At 40.3% G+C, this 19172-nt stretch carries 17 protein-coding genes, 1 tRNA gene and 1 pseudogene; 6 read left to right on the top strand and 13 right to left on the bottom strand.

The features are described 5' to 3' along the window. Positions 1-50: 50 nt before the first annotated feature. The 5 genes from ruvC to aspS form a co-directional block, all read right to left on the bottom strand. Complete coding sequence (ruvC, locus tag A6A20_RS02370; RefSeq protein WP_279571963.1) at positions 51-623, bottom strand: crossover junction endodeoxyribonuclease RuvC; 573 nt, start codon at positions 621-623, stop codon at positions 51-53. Positions 624-793: 170 nt separating this feature from the next. Continuing rightward, a complete protein-coding gene (locus tag A6A20_RS02375; RefSeq protein ID WP_279571964.1) occupies positions 794-1231 on the bottom strand; it encodes a hypothetical protein in 438 nt (145 codons plus the stop codon). A gap of 30 nt (positions 1232-1261) precedes the next feature. Next, positions 1262-2002, bottom strand: coding sequence for a YebC/PmpR family DNA-binding transcriptional regulator (locus tag A6A20_RS02380; RefSeq protein ID WP_279571965.1), 741 nt, complete (start codon positions 2000-2002; stop codon positions 1262-1264). 42 nt (positions 2003-2044) lie between these two features. Then, positions 2045-2491, bottom strand: a complete 447-nt coding sequence (gene nudB, locus A6A20_RS02385; RefSeq protein ID WP_279571966.1) for a dihydroneopterin triphosphate diphosphatase — start codon at positions 2489-2491, stop codon at positions 2045-2047. Between the two features lie 62 nt (positions 2492-2553). Beyond that, positions 2554-4323 carry an aspartate--tRNA ligase gene (aspS, locus tag A6A20_RS02390; RefSeq protein WP_279571967.1) on the bottom strand — a complete coding sequence of 590 codons (1770 nt, stop codon included), beginning with the start codon at positions 4321-4323 and terminating at the stop codon, positions 2554-2556. A 137-nt stretch (positions 4324-4460) separates the two neighbouring features. Between aspS and cmoA the strand changes: the two genes are divergently transcribed. The 3 genes from cmoA (at position 4461) to A6A20_RS02405 (ending at position 7492) form a co-directional block, all read left to right on the top strand. Next, positions 4461-5186 (top strand): carboxy-S-adenosyl-L-methionine synthase CmoA, encoded by a 726-nt coding sequence (gene cmoA / locus A6A20_RS02395; RefSeq protein WP_279571968.1) that lies wholly within the window; start codon positions 4461-4463, stop codon positions 5184-5186. Positions 5187-5208: 22 nt separating this feature from the next. After that, a complete protein-coding gene (cmoB, locus tag A6A20_RS02400) occupies positions 5209-6174 on the top strand; it encodes a tRNA 5-methoxyuridine(34)/uridine 5-oxyacetic acid(34) synthase CmoB (protein WP_279571969.1) in 966 nt (321 codons plus the stop codon). Positions 6175-6448: 274 nt separating this feature from the next. Beyond that, positions 6449-7492 (top strand): ABC transporter substrate-binding protein, encoded by a 1044-nt coding sequence (locus A6A20_RS02405; protein WP_279571970.1) that lies wholly within the window; start codon positions 6449-6451, stop codon positions 7490-7492. A gap of 116 nt (positions 7493-7608) precedes the next feature. Here A6A20_RS02405 and A6A20_RS02410 read toward each other — a convergent pair whose 3' ends face one another. The 6 genes from A6A20_RS02410 to pdxR all read right to left on the bottom strand — a co-directional run bounded on the left by A6A20_RS02410 (position 7609) and on the right by pdxR (position 15323). Beyond that, positions 7609-8952 carry an NCS2 family permease gene (locus tag A6A20_RS02410; RefSeq protein WP_279571971.1) on the bottom strand — a complete coding sequence of 448 codons (1344 nt, stop codon included), beginning with the start codon at positions 8950-8952 and terminating at the stop codon, positions 7609-7611. 477 nt (positions 8953-9429) lie between these two features. Continuing rightward, positions 9430-10875, bottom strand: a complete 1446-nt coding sequence (gene tldD / locus A6A20_RS02415; protein WP_279571972.1) for a metalloprotease TldD — start codon at positions 10873-10875, stop codon at positions 9430-9432. Between the two features lie 54 nt (positions 10876-10929). Then, entirely contained in the window at positions 10930-11265 is a 336-nt protein-coding gene (locus A6A20_RS02420) for a zinc ribbon domain-containing protein YjdM (RefSeq protein WP_279571973.1), read from the bottom strand. A gap of 98 nt (positions 11266-11363) precedes the next feature. Continuing rightward, positions 11364-12659 (bottom strand): nucleobase:cation symporter-2 family protein, encoded by a 1296-nt coding sequence (locus tag A6A20_RS02425; protein ID WP_279571974.1) that lies wholly within the window; start codon positions 12657-12659, stop codon positions 11364-11366. A 161-nt stretch (positions 12660-12820) separates the two neighbouring features. Continuing rightward, complete coding sequence (locus A6A20_RS02430) at positions 12821-13681, bottom strand: phosphoribosylaminoimidazolesuccinocarboxamide synthase (protein ID WP_279571975.1); 861 nt, start codon at positions 13679-13681, stop codon at positions 12821-12823. Between the two features lie 235 nt (positions 13682-13916). After that, positions 13917-15323, bottom strand: coding sequence for a MocR-like pyridoxine biosynthesis transcription factor PdxR (gene pdxR / locus A6A20_RS02435; protein ID WP_279571976.1), 1407 nt, complete (start codon positions 15321-15323; stop codon positions 13917-13919). A 101-nt stretch (positions 15324-15424) separates the two neighbouring features. On the opposite strand from pdxR, the gene pdxS reads away from it, so the two are divergent. From pdxS to A6A20_RS02450, 3 genes and pseudogenes are all read left to right on the top strand, one after another. Then, positions 15425-16312: a pyridoxal 5'-phosphate synthase lyase subunit PdxS gene (gene pdxS, locus A6A20_RS02440; RefSeq protein ID WP_279571977.1), complete on the top strand. Its 888-nt coding sequence runs from the start codon at positions 15425-15427 to the stop codon at positions 16310-16312. A gap of 1 nt (position 16313) precedes the next feature. Further along, positions 16314-16901 carry a pyridoxal 5'-phosphate synthase glutaminase subunit PdxT gene (pdxT, locus tag A6A20_RS02445; protein WP_279571978.1) on the top strand — a complete coding sequence of 196 codons (588 nt, stop codon included), beginning with the start codon at positions 16314-16316 and terminating at the stop codon, positions 16899-16901. Between the two features lie 196 nt (positions 16902-17097). After that, positions 17098-17613 (top strand): annotated as a pseudogene (locus tag A6A20_RS02450) (site-specific integrase); the annotation flags it as partial. Between the two features lie 37 nt (positions 17614-17650). Here the strand turns inward: A6A20_RS02450 and A6A20_RS02455 are convergent. Further along, positions 17651-17740, bottom strand: a tRNA-Ser gene (locus A6A20_RS02455). A 98-nt stretch (positions 17741-17838) separates the two neighbouring features. After that, positions 17839-19172, bottom strand: a protein-coding gene (locus A6A20_RS02460) for an IS3 family transposase (protein ID WP_279571979.1) whose coding sequence is annotated in 2 segments (ribosomal slippage) — positions 17839-18716 and positions 18716-19172 — 1335 coding nt in all. Because the reading frame shifts where the segments join, the coding sequence is not laid out codon by codon here.

Consider the following 19172-nt stretch of genomic DNA (forward strand, 5'->3'; position numbering starts at 1 on the left):
CTAAAATTTATGCGGTTGTCAATGAAAAATCATAAATTTTAGCAAAAATTTTAGGATTTCAACCTAAACCGCCCTCGGCTATATCGGGTTTTTAATAGTGCGGTCATATTATCTTGTGTTTTGGTATTGGTTAAAGCTTGAGAAATAGACAGCGAATGTTGAGTGGTATTGGCGTGAGTAATGGCGATAGCTAAGGCATCGGCAGCGTCCGCTTGTGGGCAACTTGTTAAGTTGAGAATTTTGCTAACCATATGTTGAACTTGTACTTTATCTGCCGAGCCTATTCCTACCACAGTTTGTTTGACTAAACGAGCGGCATATTCAAAAACTGGCAGTTGATGATTAACCGCTGCCACAATAGCAGTGCCACGAGCTTGCCCAAGTTTTAGGGCGGAATCGGCATTTTTCGCCATAAATACCTGTTCAATAGCAAAACAATCGGGTTGAAATTGGGTAATGATTTCGCTAACGCCTGCATAAATGCGTTTTAATCTGGTGGGTAAATCCTCTGCTTGGGTACGAATAACGCCACTGCCTAAATAAAGTAGCTGGTTTTTCTGTTGTCGGATTACACCGTAGCCCGTTATTCTTGACCCCGGATCAATACCTAGAATAATGCTCATACTTATTCCATTTTCATACAAAATATAGTCGTTTCAATTTAAAATAAGACAGGCGGCAGGCTGAAGACAGAACAAAGCGTATGATGAGGTGTGCCAACACAGTATTATTTTAAAGTGGAACGACTATATAAATAAGCGAGCCTTAGCTCGCTTATATTAGTCTTATTTTATTATTGATTTAATTGTGCCGTAACACTCACATCAATTTTACAATTTTTCGCTAAAATGTTGTCCGCTTTAGCGGTATTATTAAACAACATAATCGCTGGAATAGTCGCATAATTAGTCGCAGATAAACCGCTATCAATATTTAAAGTATAATCCCCTGCTACGGTAACAAATTGAGCAAAATCGTCATTTTTTGGGTTACGCACAAAGGTATCTTGAATTGCTTGATTATTTAATAACACTTTTGCTGTTTTTGCATTCTCGCCAACAAAAGAATAAGTTACCACCATAGAAGTGTTATTATCAGCACCACAATTATAAGCTACCACTTTATTTACCCCTTGTTCATCGGCTTTTTCGATCACTTTCACTGGATCTTGAGCACAAGCGGCTAATACGGCTGAAGCCAATAATACAGGTACAAATTTTGTTAATTTCATCATTACTCCTTGTTATTATGAATGATTATTTTACAGCAAGGCTGCCACTTCTTCGCTAATTTCGCCATTGTGATAAACATTTTGTACGTCATCACAATCTTCTAGCATATCAATTAAGCGAAGTAACTTTGGTGCGGTTTCCGCATCAAGTTCTACTGTCGTAGAGGGGATCATTGTAACATCTGCTGACTCAATTTTAAAGCCAGCTGCTTGAATGGCATCACGCACCTCGCCCAAATCTTCCCAAGCGGTGTAAATTTCAAAGCTACCATCTTCTTGCGGTTGAATATCGTCAGCCCCGGCTTCAATCGCCGCTTCCGTTAAGCTATCTTCATCGGCGTTGGCGATTAAAATTAAGCCTTTTTTGCTAAATAAATAGCCTACTGAACCCTCAGTACCTAAGTTACCGCCACATTTGGTAAAACTTGGACGTACTTGCGAAATGGTACGGTTAGCATTATCACTTAAACATTCCACCATTACCGCTGTACCGCCTGGTCCATAGCCCTCATAAACACGTGTTTCCATATTGGTGTCATCGCCACCGCCTACACCACGCTCAATAGCACGATTAATGGTATCTCTTGTCATATTACTGGATAAGGCTTTATCCACAGCGGTACGCAAGCGTGGGTTAGCGGAAACATCGCCTCCCCCTAATTTTGCTGCTGTAACCAATTCACGAATTAATTTAGTAAAAATTTTGCCTCGTTGAGCATCTTGTGCGGCTTTACGATGTTTAATATTTGCCCACTTACTATGACCTGCCATAATAACATTCCTCTTTATCTCAAATAATTTATATTCTTCTCGCTAAACAGTTTTACTGTTTGGCGAAAGCAGTTGTTCAATCGCCTTACCATTATTCCAAGATTTGGTTAGTTTCGCCGCCACTTGAGGGGCTAACCATTGGTAAGACAAATGTTCCGTTAATTTAACCGCACTTTCTTGTGCCAGTGGTAATAAAAACCAATGTTCTAAACAATGGGTAATATGAGGTGCGTATTTATACCGAAATTGTGCAAAAATTTCAAATTCTACGCTTTGCTGACAATCAATTAAGCCTGTTGCGGTTAAGCCAATTTCTTCCCAAACCTCACGTTGTGCCGCCTGCCAAGCGGTTTCGCCTGTTTCAATGCTACCTGATACCGATTGCCAAAAATCAGGATCATCTTTGCGTTGCAACATTAATACCTTGCCCGTAGAAACGGCATAAACAACCACCAGCACCGATTTAGGATTTTTAAAATTCTCACTCATTGCTTATAAAAGCGTGCAAGCTAAGAACTTTCTTAGCATTGCACTTATCCTAATTCATTGACTTATTGTTTTTCTGTTTTAACCTGAATGGCAAGTTCTGCCAAGGCTTGTGGATTGGCTACGCTTGGTGCTTCCGTCATCAAACAAGCGGCGGCGGTGGTTTTCGGGAAAGCGATCACATCACGAATATTATCTGTACCTGTTAATAACATTGTTAAGCGATCAAGCCCAAAAGCCAATCCTGCGTGCGGTGGCGTACCAAATTTTAACGCATCAAGTAAGAAACCAAATTTTTCACGTTGTTCCTGTTCATCAATGCCTAAAATACGGAAAACCGTTTGTTGCATAATCGGATCAAAAATCCGCACCGAGCCACCGCCCACTTCATAACCATTAATCACCATATCATAAGCATTGGCGACAGCTTGAGTCGGTTCGGCTTCTAATTGCTCTGGGGTAAAAGCTTTTGGCGAAGTAAATGGGTGGTGCATTGCGGCTAAATTGCCCTCTTCATCACGCTCAAACATAGGGAAATCAATCACCCATAATGGACACCATTGCTCAAGCTGTGTTAAACCAAGATCACGCCCTAATTTCAAACGTAATGCCCCTAACGCATCAGTGGCAACCTGCCATTTATCTGCCCCAAAGAATAAAATATCGCCATCTTGTGCGGAAGTGCGGTCTAAAATTTGTGAAATAATTTCTTCGCTTAAAAATTTCGCCACTGGACTTTGAATACCAGCTAAGCCTGCCGCTCGCTCATTGACTTTTAACCACGCCAAGCCTTTCGCCCCATAAATCCCCACAAATTGAGTATATTCATCAATTTGTTTACGGGTAATGCTCGCCCCATTTGGCACACGAATAACTGCCACACGTCCATTAGGATCATTAGCTGGGGCATTAAATACCTTAAATTCCACTTGTTTAACCAAATCTGCCACATCAACAATTTCTAACGGATTTCTTAAATCTGGCTTATCTGAACCATAGCGTTGCATCGCTTCTTGCCACGTCATCACAGGGAATTTACCCAGATCCACCTTTAAAATCGCCTGCCAAAGATCGTGGATCATTTTTTCCATAATCTCTCGTACTTGTTCTGCCGTTAAAAAAGAGGTTTCCACATCAATTTGGGTAAATTCAGGCTGACGATCGGCACGCAAATCTTCATCACGAAAACATTTGACAATTTGATAATAACGATCAAAGCCTGACATCATTAATAATTGCTTAAATAGCTGTGGCGATTGGGGTAAAGCATAAAACTTGCCTTTATGCACCCGACTTGGCACAAGATAATCCCTTGCCCCCTCTGGCGTTGCTTTAGTCAGCATTGGGGTTTCCATATCCAAGAAACCATTGTCGTCCATAAAACGGCGGACAAAACTGGTAATTTTGGCACGGGTCTTTAACCGCTCCGCCATTTCAGGACGGCGTAAATCTAAATAACGGTATTTTAAACGCTGTTCTTCACTATTATTCTGATTAAAATCCAATGGCAACACCTCCGCAGCATTATAAATATGCAACTGGTGAGCCAATACTTCCACTTCGCCTGTGGCCATATTAGGATTAATTTGGTTATCAGGACGAGCAATCACTTCCCCTTGGATTTGAATACAATATTCATTGCGTAATCCTGCGGCGGCAGTTAATGCTTGTGGATATTTAGGATCAAAGCAAACTTGTACAATGCCTTTCACATCACGCATATCAATAAAAATCAAGCCACCTAAATCACGGCGGCGATGTACCCAACCACTCAAGGTTACTTGTTTGCCAATATCAGCACGCTTTAACGCCCCACAATATTCTGTTCGCATCATATTCCAATCCTTTCACTTTTTTCACAAAAAATAATTGGGGGATTATAACGGATATTTCAAACAGATTAAATTTATTTGTGTAATTAAAAAACATCTTCTAAAATGACCGCACTTTTTAGATTAAATTCAGCTGTTTTATGAACAAAGATACCTTATTTGCCGCCCCCATTGAACGCCTTGGCGATTTTACCTTTGACGAATCCGTTGCCGAAGTCTTTCCCGATATGATCCAGCGTTCCGTCCCAGGGTACAGCAATATTATTACTGCCATTGGTATGTTGGCAGCCAGTTTCGTTACGCCACAAAGCCAAGTCTATGATCTTGGCTGTTCCAGAGGGGCGGCAACATTGGCGGTAAGACGGCATATTCGCCATGAACAGGCTAAAATTATTGGAGTAGATAATTCCGCCCCTATGGTAGAACGTTGTCGCCAACAAATTTCCGCTTATCACAGCAATATTCCTGTGCAAATTCTTTGTGCGGATATTCGTGATATCCCCATTGAAAATGCCTCAATGGTGATCTTGAACTTTACCCTACAATTTTTACCGCCACAGGATCGCCTTAACCTGCTAGAAAAAATCTATCAAGGCTTAAATCAAGGGGGGGTTTTGGTGTTATCGGAAAAATTCCAATTTCAAGATCAAAAAATTAATGAGTTACTGATTGATCTTCATCATCAATTTAAACGTGCCAATGGTTACAGTGAATTAGAAGTTAGCCAAAAACGCAGTGCGTTAGAAAACGTTATGCGTCCTGATCCCATTGAATTACATAAACAACGCCTTGCCCAAATCGGTTTTAGCCATATAGAAAGCTGGTTTCAATGCTTTAATTTTGGCTCAATGATTGCAATAAAATAATCCTTGAATAACACAACATACTATGATTGATTTTCGTCCTTTTTATCAGCAAATTGCCACCTCGCCACTCTCGGCTTGGTTAGAAACCCTGCCAGCCCAACTCAAACAATGGCAACAACAAACCCATGGCGACTATGCTAAATGGTGTAAAATTATTGCACATTTGCCTCCACTCACCGCAGATAATATTGATCTAAAAAATGCGGTAAAAGCAGAACGCCAACTTGCCCTCAACCAAGGGGAACAACAACGTATTATCCACCACCTCAAGCAACTTATGCCTTGGCGTAAAGGACCTTATCATCTTTATGGTATCCATATTGATTGTGAATGGCGTTCAGATTTCAAATGGCAACGAGTATTACCACACCTTGCCCCATTACAGGATCGGCTTATTTTAGATGTAGGCTGTGGTAGTGGTTATCATATGTGGCGAATGATCGGCGAGGGGGCAAGTATGGTGGTTGGCATAGATCCCACCGAACTTTTTCTTTGCCAATTTGAAGCGGTGCGTAAATTGCTTAACAATGATCGGCGAGCCAATCTTATTCCGCTTGGTATTGAGCAAATGCAACCACTAGCTGCCTTTGATACGGTGTTTTCTATGGGGGTGTTATATCATCGTAAATCCCCCCTCGATCATCTTAGTCAATTAAGAAATCAACTGGTAAAAAATGGTGAATTAGTATTGGAAACCCTAGTGATTGACGGCGGACAAAATGATGTATTAGTGCCGATAGATCGCTATGCCAAAATGAAAAATGTGTATTTTATTCCCTCTGTGCCTGCTTTAATTCAATGGCTTGCCAAATGCGGTTTTCGCAATATTCGTTGTGTTGACGTTGCCACCACCTCTCTCGCCGAACAACGCAAAACGGAATGGTTAGAAAATGAAAGCCTTATTGACTTCCTTGATCCACAGGATCATAGCAAAACCATAGAGGGCTACCCTGCGCCGAAAAGGGCGGTAATTCTGGCTAATAAGTAGGAAAAGCGGTTAATTGGGGCAAAAAAATTTTTGCAAAATTGACCGCACTTTTGTTTGAGAGCTTGAATATAATCGCACCACTTTAAAATAATACAACATTGGCGTGTCTCGCTGTATTATATTTAAAGTGGAACGGCTATATTTCATCAATAATGGGTTTACTTACACCTCATTTTGCTTATACTCTAGTAATAACAATTTTATAACATTCTTACTCAATAAAATTGTTATTACCAAATAGATAAAAATGACAATCAAACACAGGAATCAATTAATGAAAAACACCATCAAACCGCTAGTAACGGCGTTAGCCTTAGCCTCAAGCCTTTTATTTACCAGCAATCTGGCAATAGCTAAAGGAAAATTAACCGTCTATTGTACCTTGCAACAAGAGGCTTGCGAAAAATTATTAAAAACCTTTTCAGAAAAATACCAAATTGATAGCAAATTTATTAGAAATGGAACAGGGGCTATTTTAAGCCGAATTAAAGCTGAGCAAAACAACCCACAAGCGGATGTTTGGCTTGGTGGCACTATTGAACCTCATCTACAAGCCGCCGATCTGGGGTTACTTGAGGCTTATCGTTCGCCGTTACAAACGCAAATTATGCCACAATTTAATACCTTAATGGCACAATATGGCGATTATACTTCCGTTATGTATATGCTGATATTAGCAATGGGGATTAATACAGAAAAAATGGCTAAACTCGGCATTGAACAAAATCAATATCCACAATGTTGGCGTGATTTACTTGATCCGAAATTAAAAGGGGAAGTTTTATTGCCTGATCCTCAAGTATCTGGCACAAGTTATAATTTTATCGCCACCCTAATTCAACTTTGGGGCGAAGAGCAAGCCTTTGATTACCTCAAACAATTAAATAATAATATTCCTTATTATGGCAAAAGTGGTATGGTAACCAATAGCCTTGCCCGTGGTGAAACCGCTATAGCTATTGGCTATTTACACGATTATCAAATAGAAAAAGATAAAGGCGCACCTATTGTTAGTGTATTGCCTTGTGAGGGCGATGGTTATGCCTTAGGTGGGCTGAGTATTATCAAAAGTGCGAGAAATCTTGATAATGCCAAATTATTTGTAGATTGGGCGTTAGACGTAGAAGCTCAAGAATTACCTTGGCGTGAAGCTGGGGCTTATCAAATTCCTGCCAATATCAATGCGAAAGTTTCGCCAAATTCTATTGATCCAAGTAAATTGCAACTGATTGATTTTGACTTTAACAAATTTGGTTCAAGCGAAGAAGGGCAACGTATTGTTAAGAAATGGTTAGAAGAAGTAAAACAAGCTAATTAATACGGTTACACTAGCAATCACTAACAGCGAGTATTATAAAACTCGCTGTTATTTATAGTTATTGCACTTTAAAATAATATAGTCGTTTCAATTTAAAGGGGACGACTATACCTTTATTAAATTGCCCAGCCACCCGCATAAAAAGCAACCAACACAATCGCAATAATTACCGTTCCTACATTTAATTTTGCGATTTCGCCACTGATTAAACGCCCAATGACAAGGCTAGCAAAACCTAGCATAATGCCCGTTACAATATTTGCGGTAAGCACAATAAATACCGCACAAATCAAGCCGCTCATTGCACCGACAAAATCATTAAAATCCAGTTTGCTCACGTTGCTTAACATTAATAATCCCACATACATTAACGCAGGTGCGGTGGCATAGCCCGGTACAAGAAAAGCTAAAGGTTGAAAAAATAGCATTAAAAGAAACAGTACCCCCACTACAATGGCTGTAATCCCTGTTTTACCGCCAGCGGCTGTCCCTGCGGCGGATTCAATATAAACCGCAGCAGGTGAAGTGCCTAATACCCCTGACATTAAACTACTCACAGAATCAGAGGTTAAGGCTTTCCCTCCATTAATAATTTGTCCCTCTTTATCAATTAAATTTGCCTGTCCAGCAACGGCACGAATAGTACCAGTGGCATCAAATACAGCGGTCATTACTAACGCAAATACCACAGGTAAAATGGCAGGTTGTAATGCCCCCATAATATCCAGTTGCAAAAATAAGGATTGTTCGCCAAAAGTTGGGGCTTTAAACACTTCGCCATTAAAATTTACATTAGGATCAAAGCATAATCCAATTAAGGTAATAGCAATAATCACCCATAAAATCGCCCCTTTAATTTGTAATTTTTCCAAGCCAATAATCGCCGCTAAGCCTAATAACGACATTAGCACAGGAAACGAAGTAAAATCGCCTAATTGAACAGGTAAACCCGCTTGATTACTTACCACTAGCCCAACGCCATTGGTGGCAATTAATAATAAAAATAAACCAATACCAATCCCTGCACCATGAGCAATACTTATGGGTAAATTGCGTAAAATCCACGCACGAATACCTGTTGCGGAAATCAAGGTAAAGACTACCCCCATAAGAAATACCGCCCCTAATGCCACAGGTACAGAAACTTGTTGCCCAATCACTAAACTAAAAGCAGTAAAGGCGGTTAAAGAAATCGCACAACCAATTGCCATTGGGGTATTTGCCCAAAGCCCAATTAAAATTGAGCCCAAACCTGCCACTAAACAGGTAGCAATAAACACCGATTCAGGTGGAAATCCCGCAGCCCCTAGCATATTAGGCACTACAATCACAGAATAAACCATCGCCAAAAAGGTGGTTAATCCAGCAATAATCTCTTGGCGTAAGTGAGAGCCACGTTGTTTTAATAAAAAATGTTTTTCTAAAAAAGATGTGTTTGTTTGATCAGTTGGCGTTGACATAATAGCCCCTTAAGTCATAAGAAAGAGCTTATTCTAATCAAAGTTAAGAGGTAAGTAAACGTTTGCTTAGTTGGAATATATAGACGTAATGCTTTGTTTTAGGGTATTTTTTCTATCGTTCTAAGTTTAGGCTGGGGCTTTTAAGGGGATAAGGGCGCATTATTTTCTTTATTACTGAATTAAAGTGCGGTCAATTTTAGAAAAATTTTCCAATAATCTCAATATTTCCGATCATGCCCCCTTAAAAATTCTCTGTGTAAAACTTAGAACCATAGGCACATTTCTGCTGTTTGAGCCTTGCGGAGCAAGGCGAGTTCAGAAATGTGGCGTGATAGTTCAAGTTGAAACACAGGATCAGAATTTTTCTAGGGGGCATTTCTTTGCTTACTTTCTTTGTGCAAGCAAAGAAAGTAAGCAAAACGGGAAAAATATAGTTCTTTCAAAAATAAAACCTTATAAAACGTCATCATTCAACTTTTAATCCGTCCCACCAACCGTCATTTTATCTATTTTAAGGGCAGGTTGTCCTACACCAACAGGCACACTTTGTCCCTCTTTGCCGCAGACACCTATGCCATGGTCTAATTCAGCCTGATCCGCTACCATAGAAATATTTTGCATAACCTCAATACCACTGCCGATTAAGGTTGCGCCTTTAACAGGTTTGGTAATTTTTCCCTTTTCAATTAAATAGGCTTCAGAGGCAGAAAATACAAATTTTCCCGAAGTAATATCCACTTGCCCACCGCCAAAATGCGGTGCATAAATTCCATAATCCACTGAATGAATTAAATCATCAAATTTGCTTTGTCCTGCAAGCATATAAGTATTGGTCATTCTTGGCATCGGTAAATGAGCATAAGACTCACGCCGTCCATTGCCAGTAGGCTTTACTCCCATTAAACGGGCATTCATTTTGTCCTGTAAATAGCCTTGCAATATACCCTCTTTAATCAGTACATTACATTGGCTCGGCACGCCTTCATCATCAATGGTTAAAGATCCACGTCGATCAGGCAAAGTACCGTCATCAACAATGGTACATAATGGCGAAGTTACCAGCTCGCCGATTTTTCCTGCAAACAACGAACTTTGTTTACGATTAAAATCACCCTCTAAGCCATGTCCTACTGCCTCGTGTAATAACACGCCCGGCCAACCTGCGGCAAGTACCACTGGCATTAACCCAGCGGGGGCAGCCACTGCCGATAAATTCACTAAGGCTTGACGCACTGCTTCTTTAGCGAAATAGACCGCTCTGATTTCGCCTAAGTAAGGTTGTAAAAACCAATCTAGGCTTACTCGTCCACCAACACCAGCCCCACCACGCTCACGCTTGCCGTCTTGTTCCACCAAAACCGATACCGACAAACGCACTAATGGGCGAATATCTGCGGCTAAAGTGCCGTCTGTGACTGCCACTAACACTTCTTCATATAATGCTGTTAAACTGGCTGAAACTTGCGTTACTCTCGGATCTTCCGCACGAGCAATACGATCCACTAAACGCAAAATCTCAATTTTCTGCTCTTTTTCCATGGCTAAAGGGTTAATGGCAGCATAGCGTAGCGGTGCTTGTGTTAGCGCAAAATCACGCAAAGCCATGGCTTGAGTTTGTGCCGATTGAGCAATCCCTTTAATGGCATTGGCACATTGTTGTAAACTTGTTAGATTAATTTGATCAGAATAAGCAAAGCCCGTTTTCTCGCCACTAATGGCTCGCACACCAACCCCACGATCAATATGAAAGCCCCCTTCTTTGATAATACCGTCCTCTAAAACCCAACTTTCATCTTGGCTTAATTGAAAATAGAGATCAGCATAATCAACATTACGCTGTAAAAGAATATCAAAAACCTGTGGAAAATCCTGCACCGACAACTGGCTCGGTGCTAATAAATTGTCAGAAACTTGCTTGAGCATCGTAACTTATTCCTATCATTATGTTAAAAGTGCGGTCTATTTTGCCAAAATTTTTTATGCTTTTTTCAAAAATTCCGATTTTAATGAAAAACTTTGCCCATCAATTTTACAATCAACATCGTGATCAGCGTCCACAAGGCGGATATTTTTCGCTTTTGTCCCTTTTTTCAACACAATAGAAGAGCCTTTTACTTTGAGATCCTTAATTAAAATCACCGAATCACCGTCCTGCAAGAGATTGCCATTACTGTCCTTATAAACCCTCTCTTGCTCTTGGCTAACATTTTCATTCTCTGCCCATTCGTGTGCACAATCAGGGCAAACAAAATGAATACTATCGTGATAAACATATTGCCCTTGACAAACTGGGCAGGTTGGCATGGTTTCCATATTACGTCCTTCTATGAAATAAAATTAAAGGGCATATTATAACAAAAAGTCGTGGCATTTTGCTCACGACTTTCACTTTTTATAAATGGATAAAACAATTAGGCTTTTTTATCTTGGGGTAAAACTAAATTCAATACCAATGCCAGTAATGATCCCACTGTAATACCTGAACCAAACACTTCTTTGAAAAAGCTCGGTAATTTATCTAATAATTCAGGGCGTGTGGTTACCGCTAAGCCACAGCCAATAGAAATGGCGATAATTAAGCCATTACGGCGGCTACGTTCAACATTATCTAGCATTTGTATCCCAGCGGCGATAATCATAGCGAACATCATTAATCCTGCACCACCTAATACGGGTAATGGAATAGACACAATCAATGCTCCAAAAACAGGGAACAAACCTGCTAACACTAATAATGCCCCTGTTAATGCCACCACATAACGGCTTGCTACGCCTGTGAGTGAAATCACACCGATATTTTGTGAGAAAGAAGAAAATGGCGTGGTGGACATCAAAGCCGCCAAAGCAGAGCCTAATCCATCACATAATACTCCGCCTCGTAAATGTTTGCCGGTAATCTCTGTTTGGGTGGCATTACCTAAGGCTAAGAAGTTGCCACTGGATTCCACAATGGTAACCAAATAAGCAATGCTCATACCAATAATGCCTGAAATGGGAAAGGCTAAACCAAAATGCAAAGGTTGAGGTACGGCAAAAACTTGCGCCTCTTTAACACCCGTAAAATCCACCCAGCCTAATGCTAAAGCAACAATATAGCCAGTCATCATACCAATCACGATAGCGGCGGCAGAAAAAATGCCTTTCCCCCATTGTACCAATGCCACTACGATAACCAATACAAAGGTCGCCATCATTAAATTTTCAGGGGTCGCATAATGACTATCGCCACGTTGCCCACCTGCGAACCAGTCTACCGCCACAGGGATCAAACTTAAACCGATCATCATTACCACTGTACCTGTTACCACAGGTGGGAAAAGTTTACGAATATAAGGCATAAAGAAACTGCCGATAATCATTACCACCGATCCCGCAAGCGATGCGCCCATAATGCCAGCCACGCCATATTCACTAAAACCAATGGCTAATGCCGCGGCTACAAAGGTAAAACTCGTTCCCATCACGCTAGGCAAACGAATACCAATAGGCCCAATCCCTTTACATTGTACAATGGTTACCACCCCTGAAATTAACAAAGCGGCATTTACTAACACTATGGTATCTTCCACAGGCAATTTTAATACATTACCGATTACCAAAGGAACGGCAATAATGCCGCCTAATGCGGCTAATAAATGCTGTGCTGCTAATAATAAACTCAAGCCGAATGGTGGTTTATCTTCAACGGAATATAATAAATGGTTCATGTTTTTCCTTAGATTAAAATGAAATTTAAGTGGCGGATTATACTTGAAAATAAGGTATAAGCAATCGTTTGCTTAACAAAAAATTAACAGAAATAATCCAAAAAATGACCGCCCTTTGATAAAACAAAGGGCGGGAAAATCACTTAAGTTAAAAATAAGCATTATTTGGTTAATAAATCTAATGCTTCTTGATATTTTGCAACAGTTTTTTCAATAATTTCAGCTGGCACGGTTGGCGCAGGCGGTTGTTTATTCCAACCGCTTTGGGCTAACCAATCACGAATAAATTGTTTATCAAAAGACGGTGGGTTTGTCCCCTCTTGATAGGTTTCCACTGACCAAAAACGGCTTGAATCTGGCGTTAACACTTCGTCCATTAAAGTTAAGACCCCGTTTTCATCTAGCCCAAATTCAAACTTGGTATCACAAATAATAATGCCCTTGCTCAAAGCATATCTTGCAGCTTCAGTATATAACGCAATGGCTTTTTCCTTGACTTGTTCTGCCAGTTCTTTACCGATTGCTTGTTGGCATTGAGCAAAGCTAATATTAATGTCGTGATCGCCCACCTCCGCTTTACTTGAAGGGGTAAAAATAGGCTCTGGTAATTTACTCGCCTCAACCAGCCCTTCAGGTAAAGCAAGCCCACAAATTGTGCCTGTTTTTTGATAATCCTTTAAGCCACTGCCCGTCAAATAACCACGCACAATAGACTCAATTTTGATCGGCGTTAAACGCTTACACAACACCGCACGATATTGTAATTGTTCCGCTTGCTCAGCAGGCAAAACATCAAACACTGTTTCGCCTGTGAAATGATTTGGCATAATATGGGCTAATTTCTTAAACCAAAAATTGGAAATTTGCGTCAAAATTTCCCCTTTGCCCGGGATTGGATCGGGCAAAATCACATCAAATGCCGATAAACGATCGGTTGCAACCATTAACATTCTATGCTGATCGATTTCATAAAGATCTCGCACTTTACCTGAATAAATTTTTTTTAAGCTAATTTCTGTCATTGTGTTTACCTGTATTAAAAAATTTTGAAAAATTATACCGCACTTTTAAGCAAACGTTTGCGATATTTAATAAAAATTTGGAAATTAGATGAATACGTACTAAAAAGTAAGCATTAGGCTCAATATTTTGTAGTTCTTAATCACTTTTCAACATATCATTTGCTTGATCTCAAAACGCTTTGTTGCCAGATCTATAAAAGTGTGATGAGTTTTTGGGTATTTTTTACTGTTCTTTCTATAAACACTTATCCCTTAACCCCCACTGCAAACACAATAAACCAACAGCGTTACTTAACTGATTTTCGTTGAGATTTGCGAAACCAAGGGATAATAAACATTTATTCGGATAATTAATGGGATAGACCAAAATCCCTACTGCTTTTGCTCGTTGGGTTAATTCATTTACATCATAAAGGCTATTTAATACTTCAATCAATAAATAAAAACCTGAATGTTCGCCATAATAGCGTAAGTATTGGCGGTAAGGGGTTAATAATTGGCATAATAATTCCATTTTTTTGCGATAACGCTTACGCATACGCTGAATATGTTGTTCAAAATAGCCTTGCGCCATAAATTTTGCTAGCCGTTGTTGTTCAAAACGTGAAACGGAAGAATGAAGAAAGCCACAATATTGCTGGTAAGCAGGCAATAAGGATTTGGGCAACACCATAAAGGCAATACGCAAAGCTGGCATAATTAACTTGGAAAATGAACCAAGATAAATGACTTTTTGATTCATATCAAGGCTTTGCAAAGCAGGTATGGGTTTTCCTTTGTAACGAAACTCGCTGTCATAATCATCTTCAATAATATAACGTTGCGTGCCGTTATCCGCCCATTCTAACAAATTTTGCCGTTGCCCAATGCTTAACACTTGTCCAAAAGGATAAAGATGAGAGGGGGTAACAAAGGCAATATTAACCGATTGTGGGGCTAACTGGCTGAGATCAAGTTCATTATTCTGGTGTAAAGGCAAGGTAACTATGGGTTTATGATAAAGGGCTAACAGCTTTTTTACTGAAGTATAACCATAAGATTCCATAGCATAAACGGGCTTTTCCATTAGCTGATTAAAGAGCAAAATAAGCTGTTGCATACAGCTATCCACCCCAGCCGCCACCACAATTTGGGCAGGCTCACAATGAATGCCCCTTGAGGCAAGTAAGTAATCAGCAATCTCATTACGCAAGCTCAATTCCCCTTGATTATCGCCTAAACTTAATAATTGTTCTTGTTGTTTATGCCCTAAGCCTCGTCCGCATTTTTGCCAAATGGCAAAAGGAAAATGTGCGGTATCAATGGCATTAGGGTTGAGATCATAGAGATAATTCGCTTTAGGCTGAAATGCGGTTGGTTTCTGACGAGGGGGTTGGCGAGCTAATTGTAATTCCGATTGAAAACATACGAAAAACCCCCGTCTTGGCTGCGATTCAATATATCCCTCTGCCAATAATTGAGCATAGGCATTCTCAACGGTATTTTGGCTAATTTGTAAATAATCGCATAAATGCCGTTTAGAGGGTAATTTATCGCCAAATTGAAGTTGTTCAGCGTGAATAGCTTGGCGAATTTGCTGATAAAGCTGTACATATAAAGGTGTGCTACTGTGCCGATAAAGTTGATAATTCAATCGCCGCATAATCTGACCTCATTATTTTATTAAAAATTGACCCTTTTAACCATACCTAAGATTAGCCAAAATAGCCACTCATTTATTCAATTCAACTGAAGGAAACCCAAATGACAACAATTTTAGGCTCAGACATCGTAAAACGTGGTATGGCACAAATGCAAAAAGGTGGCGTGATTATGGACGTAGTCAATGCGGAGCAAGCACGTATTGCCGAGGCTGCAGGAGCGGTGGCAGTAATGGCATTAGAGCGTGTCCCCTCTGATATTCGTGCCGCAGGTGGGGTGGCGAGAATGGCAAATCCTCGCATTGTAAAAGAAGTGATGAATGCAGTATCAATCCCTGTTATGGCAAAAGCCCGTATCGGACACATTACGGAGGCACGCGTACTTGAGGCAATGGGGGTGGATTATATTGATGAAAGCGAAGTATTAACCCCAGCCGATGAAGAGTTTCACTTGCTCAAAAGTGAATTTACTGTGCCATTTGTCTGTGGCTGTCGTGATTTAGGCGAGGCGTTACGCCGTATTGGCGAAGGGGCATCAATGTTGCGTACCAAAGGTGAACCCGGCACAGGCAATATTGTTGAGGCGGTACGCCATATGCGTAAAGTCAATGCCCAAGTGCGTAAAGTGGTGGCAATGAACCTAGATGAATTAATGACAGAAGCAAAAAATCTTGGTGCGCCTTTTGAGTTGCTACTAGAAATCAAACGATTAGGAAAATTGCCAGTAGTTAATTTTGCCGCAGGCGGCGTTGCCACCCCTGCTGATGCCGCATTAATGATGGAATTAGGCGCTGATGGCGTATTTGTCGGTTCAGGTATTTTCAAAGCGGAAAACCCTGAAAAATTTGCCAAAGCCATTGTACAAGCCACAACCCACTATCAAGATTATGATCTGATTGCCCGCTTATCTGAACAATTAGGCGAACCTATGCGTGGTTTAGACATTTCACAATTATCTGCGAATGAACGTATGCAAGAGCGTGGTTGGTAAAATGAAAACAAATGCACAACTCAGCATTGGCGTATTGGCATTACAAGGGGCTGTAAGTGAACATTTACAGCAAATTCAACAACTTGGTGCAAATGCGATTGCGGTAAAAACAGTGGAAAATCTGACCGCACTTGATGGTTTAATCCTTCCTGGCGGTGAAAGTACCGCCATTGGTCGCTTAATGCGTCAATATGGTTTTATTGAGGCAATTCAACAATTTGCTCACGAGGGCAAAGGCATTTTCGGCACTTGTGCTGGTATGATCCTATTGGCAAAACAACTGGTGGGCGATGAACCGAGTCATCTTAATTTGATGGACATTGTGGTACAACGTAATGCTTTTGGGCGACAAGTGGATAGCTTTCAAACCGATCTTACCGTAAAGGGACTTCCAACCCCTGTTCCAGCCGTATTTATTCGCGCCCCTTACATTAAAGCCGTCAATACCGATAAGGTAGAAATTTTAGCCGAATTTGAGGGCAACCCTGTCTTAGCCAAACAAGGCAAACAACTCGCCTGTGCTTTTCACCCTGAATTAACCGCTGATTTATCCATTATGCGGTTGTTTTTGGAGATGATTAGGGAATAAAAGCTAAGGATTTAAGTAGATTGGCAGTGATAATAAACTGCCGAAATAAAGATAATTCATTGTAAATTTATTTAAAAAAATTACCCTTTGTTTAATATTAATGATAACGATATTACCTGCTATAAAACTCGGTAGGTTCTAAGATTACTTTTTATTGTTGGATGCTTACCTTTTGGAGCAAATCAAGCAGGAGACTAGAATGGCCGAAATCCTGATACTTACTTGGGATAAAATTGATTTTATAAGAAGTATCGCTATTGTAACGAGCGATATTGCCAAATCAGGGCGAGCAAGGGCATTGCCTTTAAGCCACGAAGCAATCAATTTCTTAAGGCAAAAAGAAACGAAGAAAATCTCAAATTACATTTTTCATCGGGGAAAAGGAAAATTAATTACGGATATTGATAGGGAGGATTTTAAGCGGGCTTTGAATAAGTCCAATATAACCAATTTTCGTTTTCATGATTTAAGGCATACCTGGGCAAGTTGGCATGTTCAAAACGGCACGCCGCTAATGGTTTTAAAAGAACTTGGTGGCTGGGAAACCTTAGAAATGGTGCAGAAATATGCCCATTTAAACGCAGAGCATTTATTGAACTACGCAAATCAAGTCAAGTTTTCGTCAAAGTCTATTTTTGACAGCTCAAAAATGCAAGCAGAAAACGAAAATTTATTCGATCTGCCAGAAAATAAAAAAGCCGTAAGTTATTGATTTGAAAGCTCTTTACTTACGACTTAATATAACTTGATGGCGGAGGAAGTGAGATTCGAACTCACGGAGGGCGTAAACCCTCGCCGGTTTTCAAGACCGGTGCCTTCAACCACTCGACCATTCCTCCTTGTCTAAGGACGGTGGGAATAATACGGGTTTCATGGGCTAAAGTCAAGAAGTATATAATAAAAAAGCCCCTTATGATCTGACCCCAAAAACTTAGACTTACCTCATCAATGACTGAACCCTATACGCCACCGGGCTCAATCCGTTTAATTTAGCTTGAATACGTTTATTGTTGTAATATGCAATATATTCATGCAACGCCGTTTCCAGTTGCTCAAAACGCTCAAAAACCTTACCAAAATAACATTCCGTTTTTAACCGCCCGAAAAAACTTTCCATCGCACTATTATCAAGGCAATTGCCTTTCCGAGACATACTCTGGCGGATACCCTTTTCTTGCAATAATCGCTGATAACCTATCATCTGATATTGCCAACCCTGATCGGAATGCAGTATCGGCTTGCTTCCATCAAGTTTGGCAATAGCTTGCCCCATCATTCGCCTAATTTGCTCAAAATTCGCACTGCGAGAAATATCATAAGCAATAATTTCCCCATTAAATAAATCCTTTATGGGTGATAAATATAGCTTGCCCTCTTTACACTTAAATTCGCTCACATCGGTTACCCATTTCTCATTAGGGGCTTTCGCCTGAAAATCTTGTTGCAAAAGATTGTCCGCAATATCGCCCACCTTTCCGCGATAAGAGCGGTATTTTTGCTGAACACATTTCCCTTTTAAGCCTAACTGCTGCATAATCGCTTGCACTTTTTTATGATTAATCATCATAGACTTACGCAATTCAGCACAAACACGCCGATAGCCATAATTTCCCTGATTTTCCTCGTAAATTTCCAGAATTTTCTCGGTGATTTCCGCATTTTTCTCGCTTTTTGGCGGCAAATGGTAAAAGAATGTACTCCGTTTCAATCCTGTCAAGGTCAGCAAGATTTCTAAAGGAAAATGTTGGCGTAATGCCTTAACTATTTCGGCTTTTTCCGGATTTTTTGCTGGCTTAACTCTTGCCACTTTTTTAGAATGGCGACCTCCGCCTCAAGCTCTAAAATACGATAACGCAAGCGTTCTTCTTCGGTTTTCGGTGGCGGTGGCATTTGGGGGTATTTGGTTTTCATTTTGCTTGAACCTTGAGGTTTTTTCGACAATAGCCCGTTTATACCTTGTTCTAAATAATTTTTCAACCATTGGCTGATAAGCCCTGTATTAGACAAACCAAAGTCAACCATCGCTTGCTCGGCGGTACAATCTCCACGCAGAATGGGTTCAAGTACCTGAAGTTTAAATTCAGGAGAATAAACCTGTCGGGTCTGCCGCACTTTTAATCCCTCTTTTCCAGCATAATTAAATAAGCGGAGCCAGCATCTTACTACCTTTTTCGCGAGGTTAAAATGGCGACAAGTGTGGGCAAGTTCGTTGTTATGCTGAAAATAGAAATCAATCACTTGTTGTTTAAAGTCTTGGCTATATTTTGTCAT

Source organism: Volucribacter amazonae, from assembly GCF_029783845.1.
Classification (GTDB): domain Bacteria; phylum Pseudomonadota; class Gammaproteobacteria; order Enterobacterales; family Pasteurellaceae; genus Volucribacter; species Volucribacter amazonae.

Excerpts from the sequence above, each read along its gene's own strand:
- ruvC (WP_279571963.1), bottom strand. The coding sequence starts at position 623 with ATGAGCATTATTCTAGGTATTGATCCGGGGTCAAGAATAACGGGCTAC.
- tldD (WP_279571972.1), bottom strand. The coding sequence starts at position 10,875 with ATGCTCAAGCAAGTTTCTGACAATTTATTAGCACCGAGCCAGTTGTCG.
- pdxS (WP_279571977.1), top strand. The coding sequence starts at position 15,425 with ATGACAACAATTTTAGGCTCAGACATCGTAAAACGTGGTATGGCACAA.
- pdxR (WP_279571976.1), bottom strand. The coding sequence starts at position 15,323 with ATGCGGCGATTGAATTATCAACTTTATCGGCACAGTAGCACACCTTTA.
- A6A20_RS02375 (WP_279571964.1), bottom strand. The coding sequence starts at position 1,231 with ATGAAATTAACAAAATTTGTACCTGTATTATTGGCTTCAGCCGTATTA.
- A6A20_RS02430 (WP_279571975.1), bottom strand. The coding sequence starts at position 13,681 with ATGACAGAAATTAGCTTAAAAAAAATTTATTCAGGTAAAGTGCGAGAT.
- A6A20_RS02425 (WP_279571974.1), bottom strand. The coding sequence starts at position 12,659 with ATGAACCATTTATTATATTCCGTTGAAGATAAACCACCATTCGGCTTG.
- A6A20_RS02410 (WP_279571971.1), bottom strand. The coding sequence starts at position 8,952 with ATGTCAACGCCAACTGATCAAACAAACACATCTTTTTTAGAAAAACAT.
- A6A20_RS02405 (WP_279571970.1), top strand. The coding sequence starts at position 6,449 with ATGAAAAACACCATCAAACCGCTAGTAACGGCGTTAGCCTTAGCCTCA.
- nudB (WP_279571966.1), bottom strand. The coding sequence starts at position 2,491 with ATGAGTGAGAATTTTAAAAATCCTAAATCGGTGCTGGTGGTTGTTTAT.
- A6A20_RS02380 (WP_279571965.1), bottom strand. The coding sequence starts at position 2,002 with ATGGCAGGTCATAGTAAGTGGGCAAATATTAAACATCGTAAAGCCGCA.
- cmoB (WP_279571969.1), top strand. The coding sequence starts at position 5,209 with ATGATTGATTTTCGTCCTTTTTATCAGCAAATTGCCACCTCGCCACTC.
- aspS (WP_279571967.1), bottom strand. The coding sequence starts at position 4,323 with ATGATGCGAACAGAATATTGTGGGGCGTTAAAGCGTGCTGATATTGGC.
- cmoA (WP_279571968.1), top strand. The coding sequence starts at position 4,461 with ATGAACAAAGATACCTTATTTGCCGCCCCCATTGAACGCCTTGGCGAT.
- pdxT (WP_279571978.1), top strand. The coding sequence starts at position 16,314 with ATGAAAACAAATGCACAACTCAGCATTGGCGTATTGGCATTACAAGGG.
- A6A20_RS02420 (WP_279571973.1), bottom strand. The coding sequence starts at position 11,265 with ATGGAAACCATGCCAACCTGCCCAGTTTGTCAAGGGCAATATGTTTAT.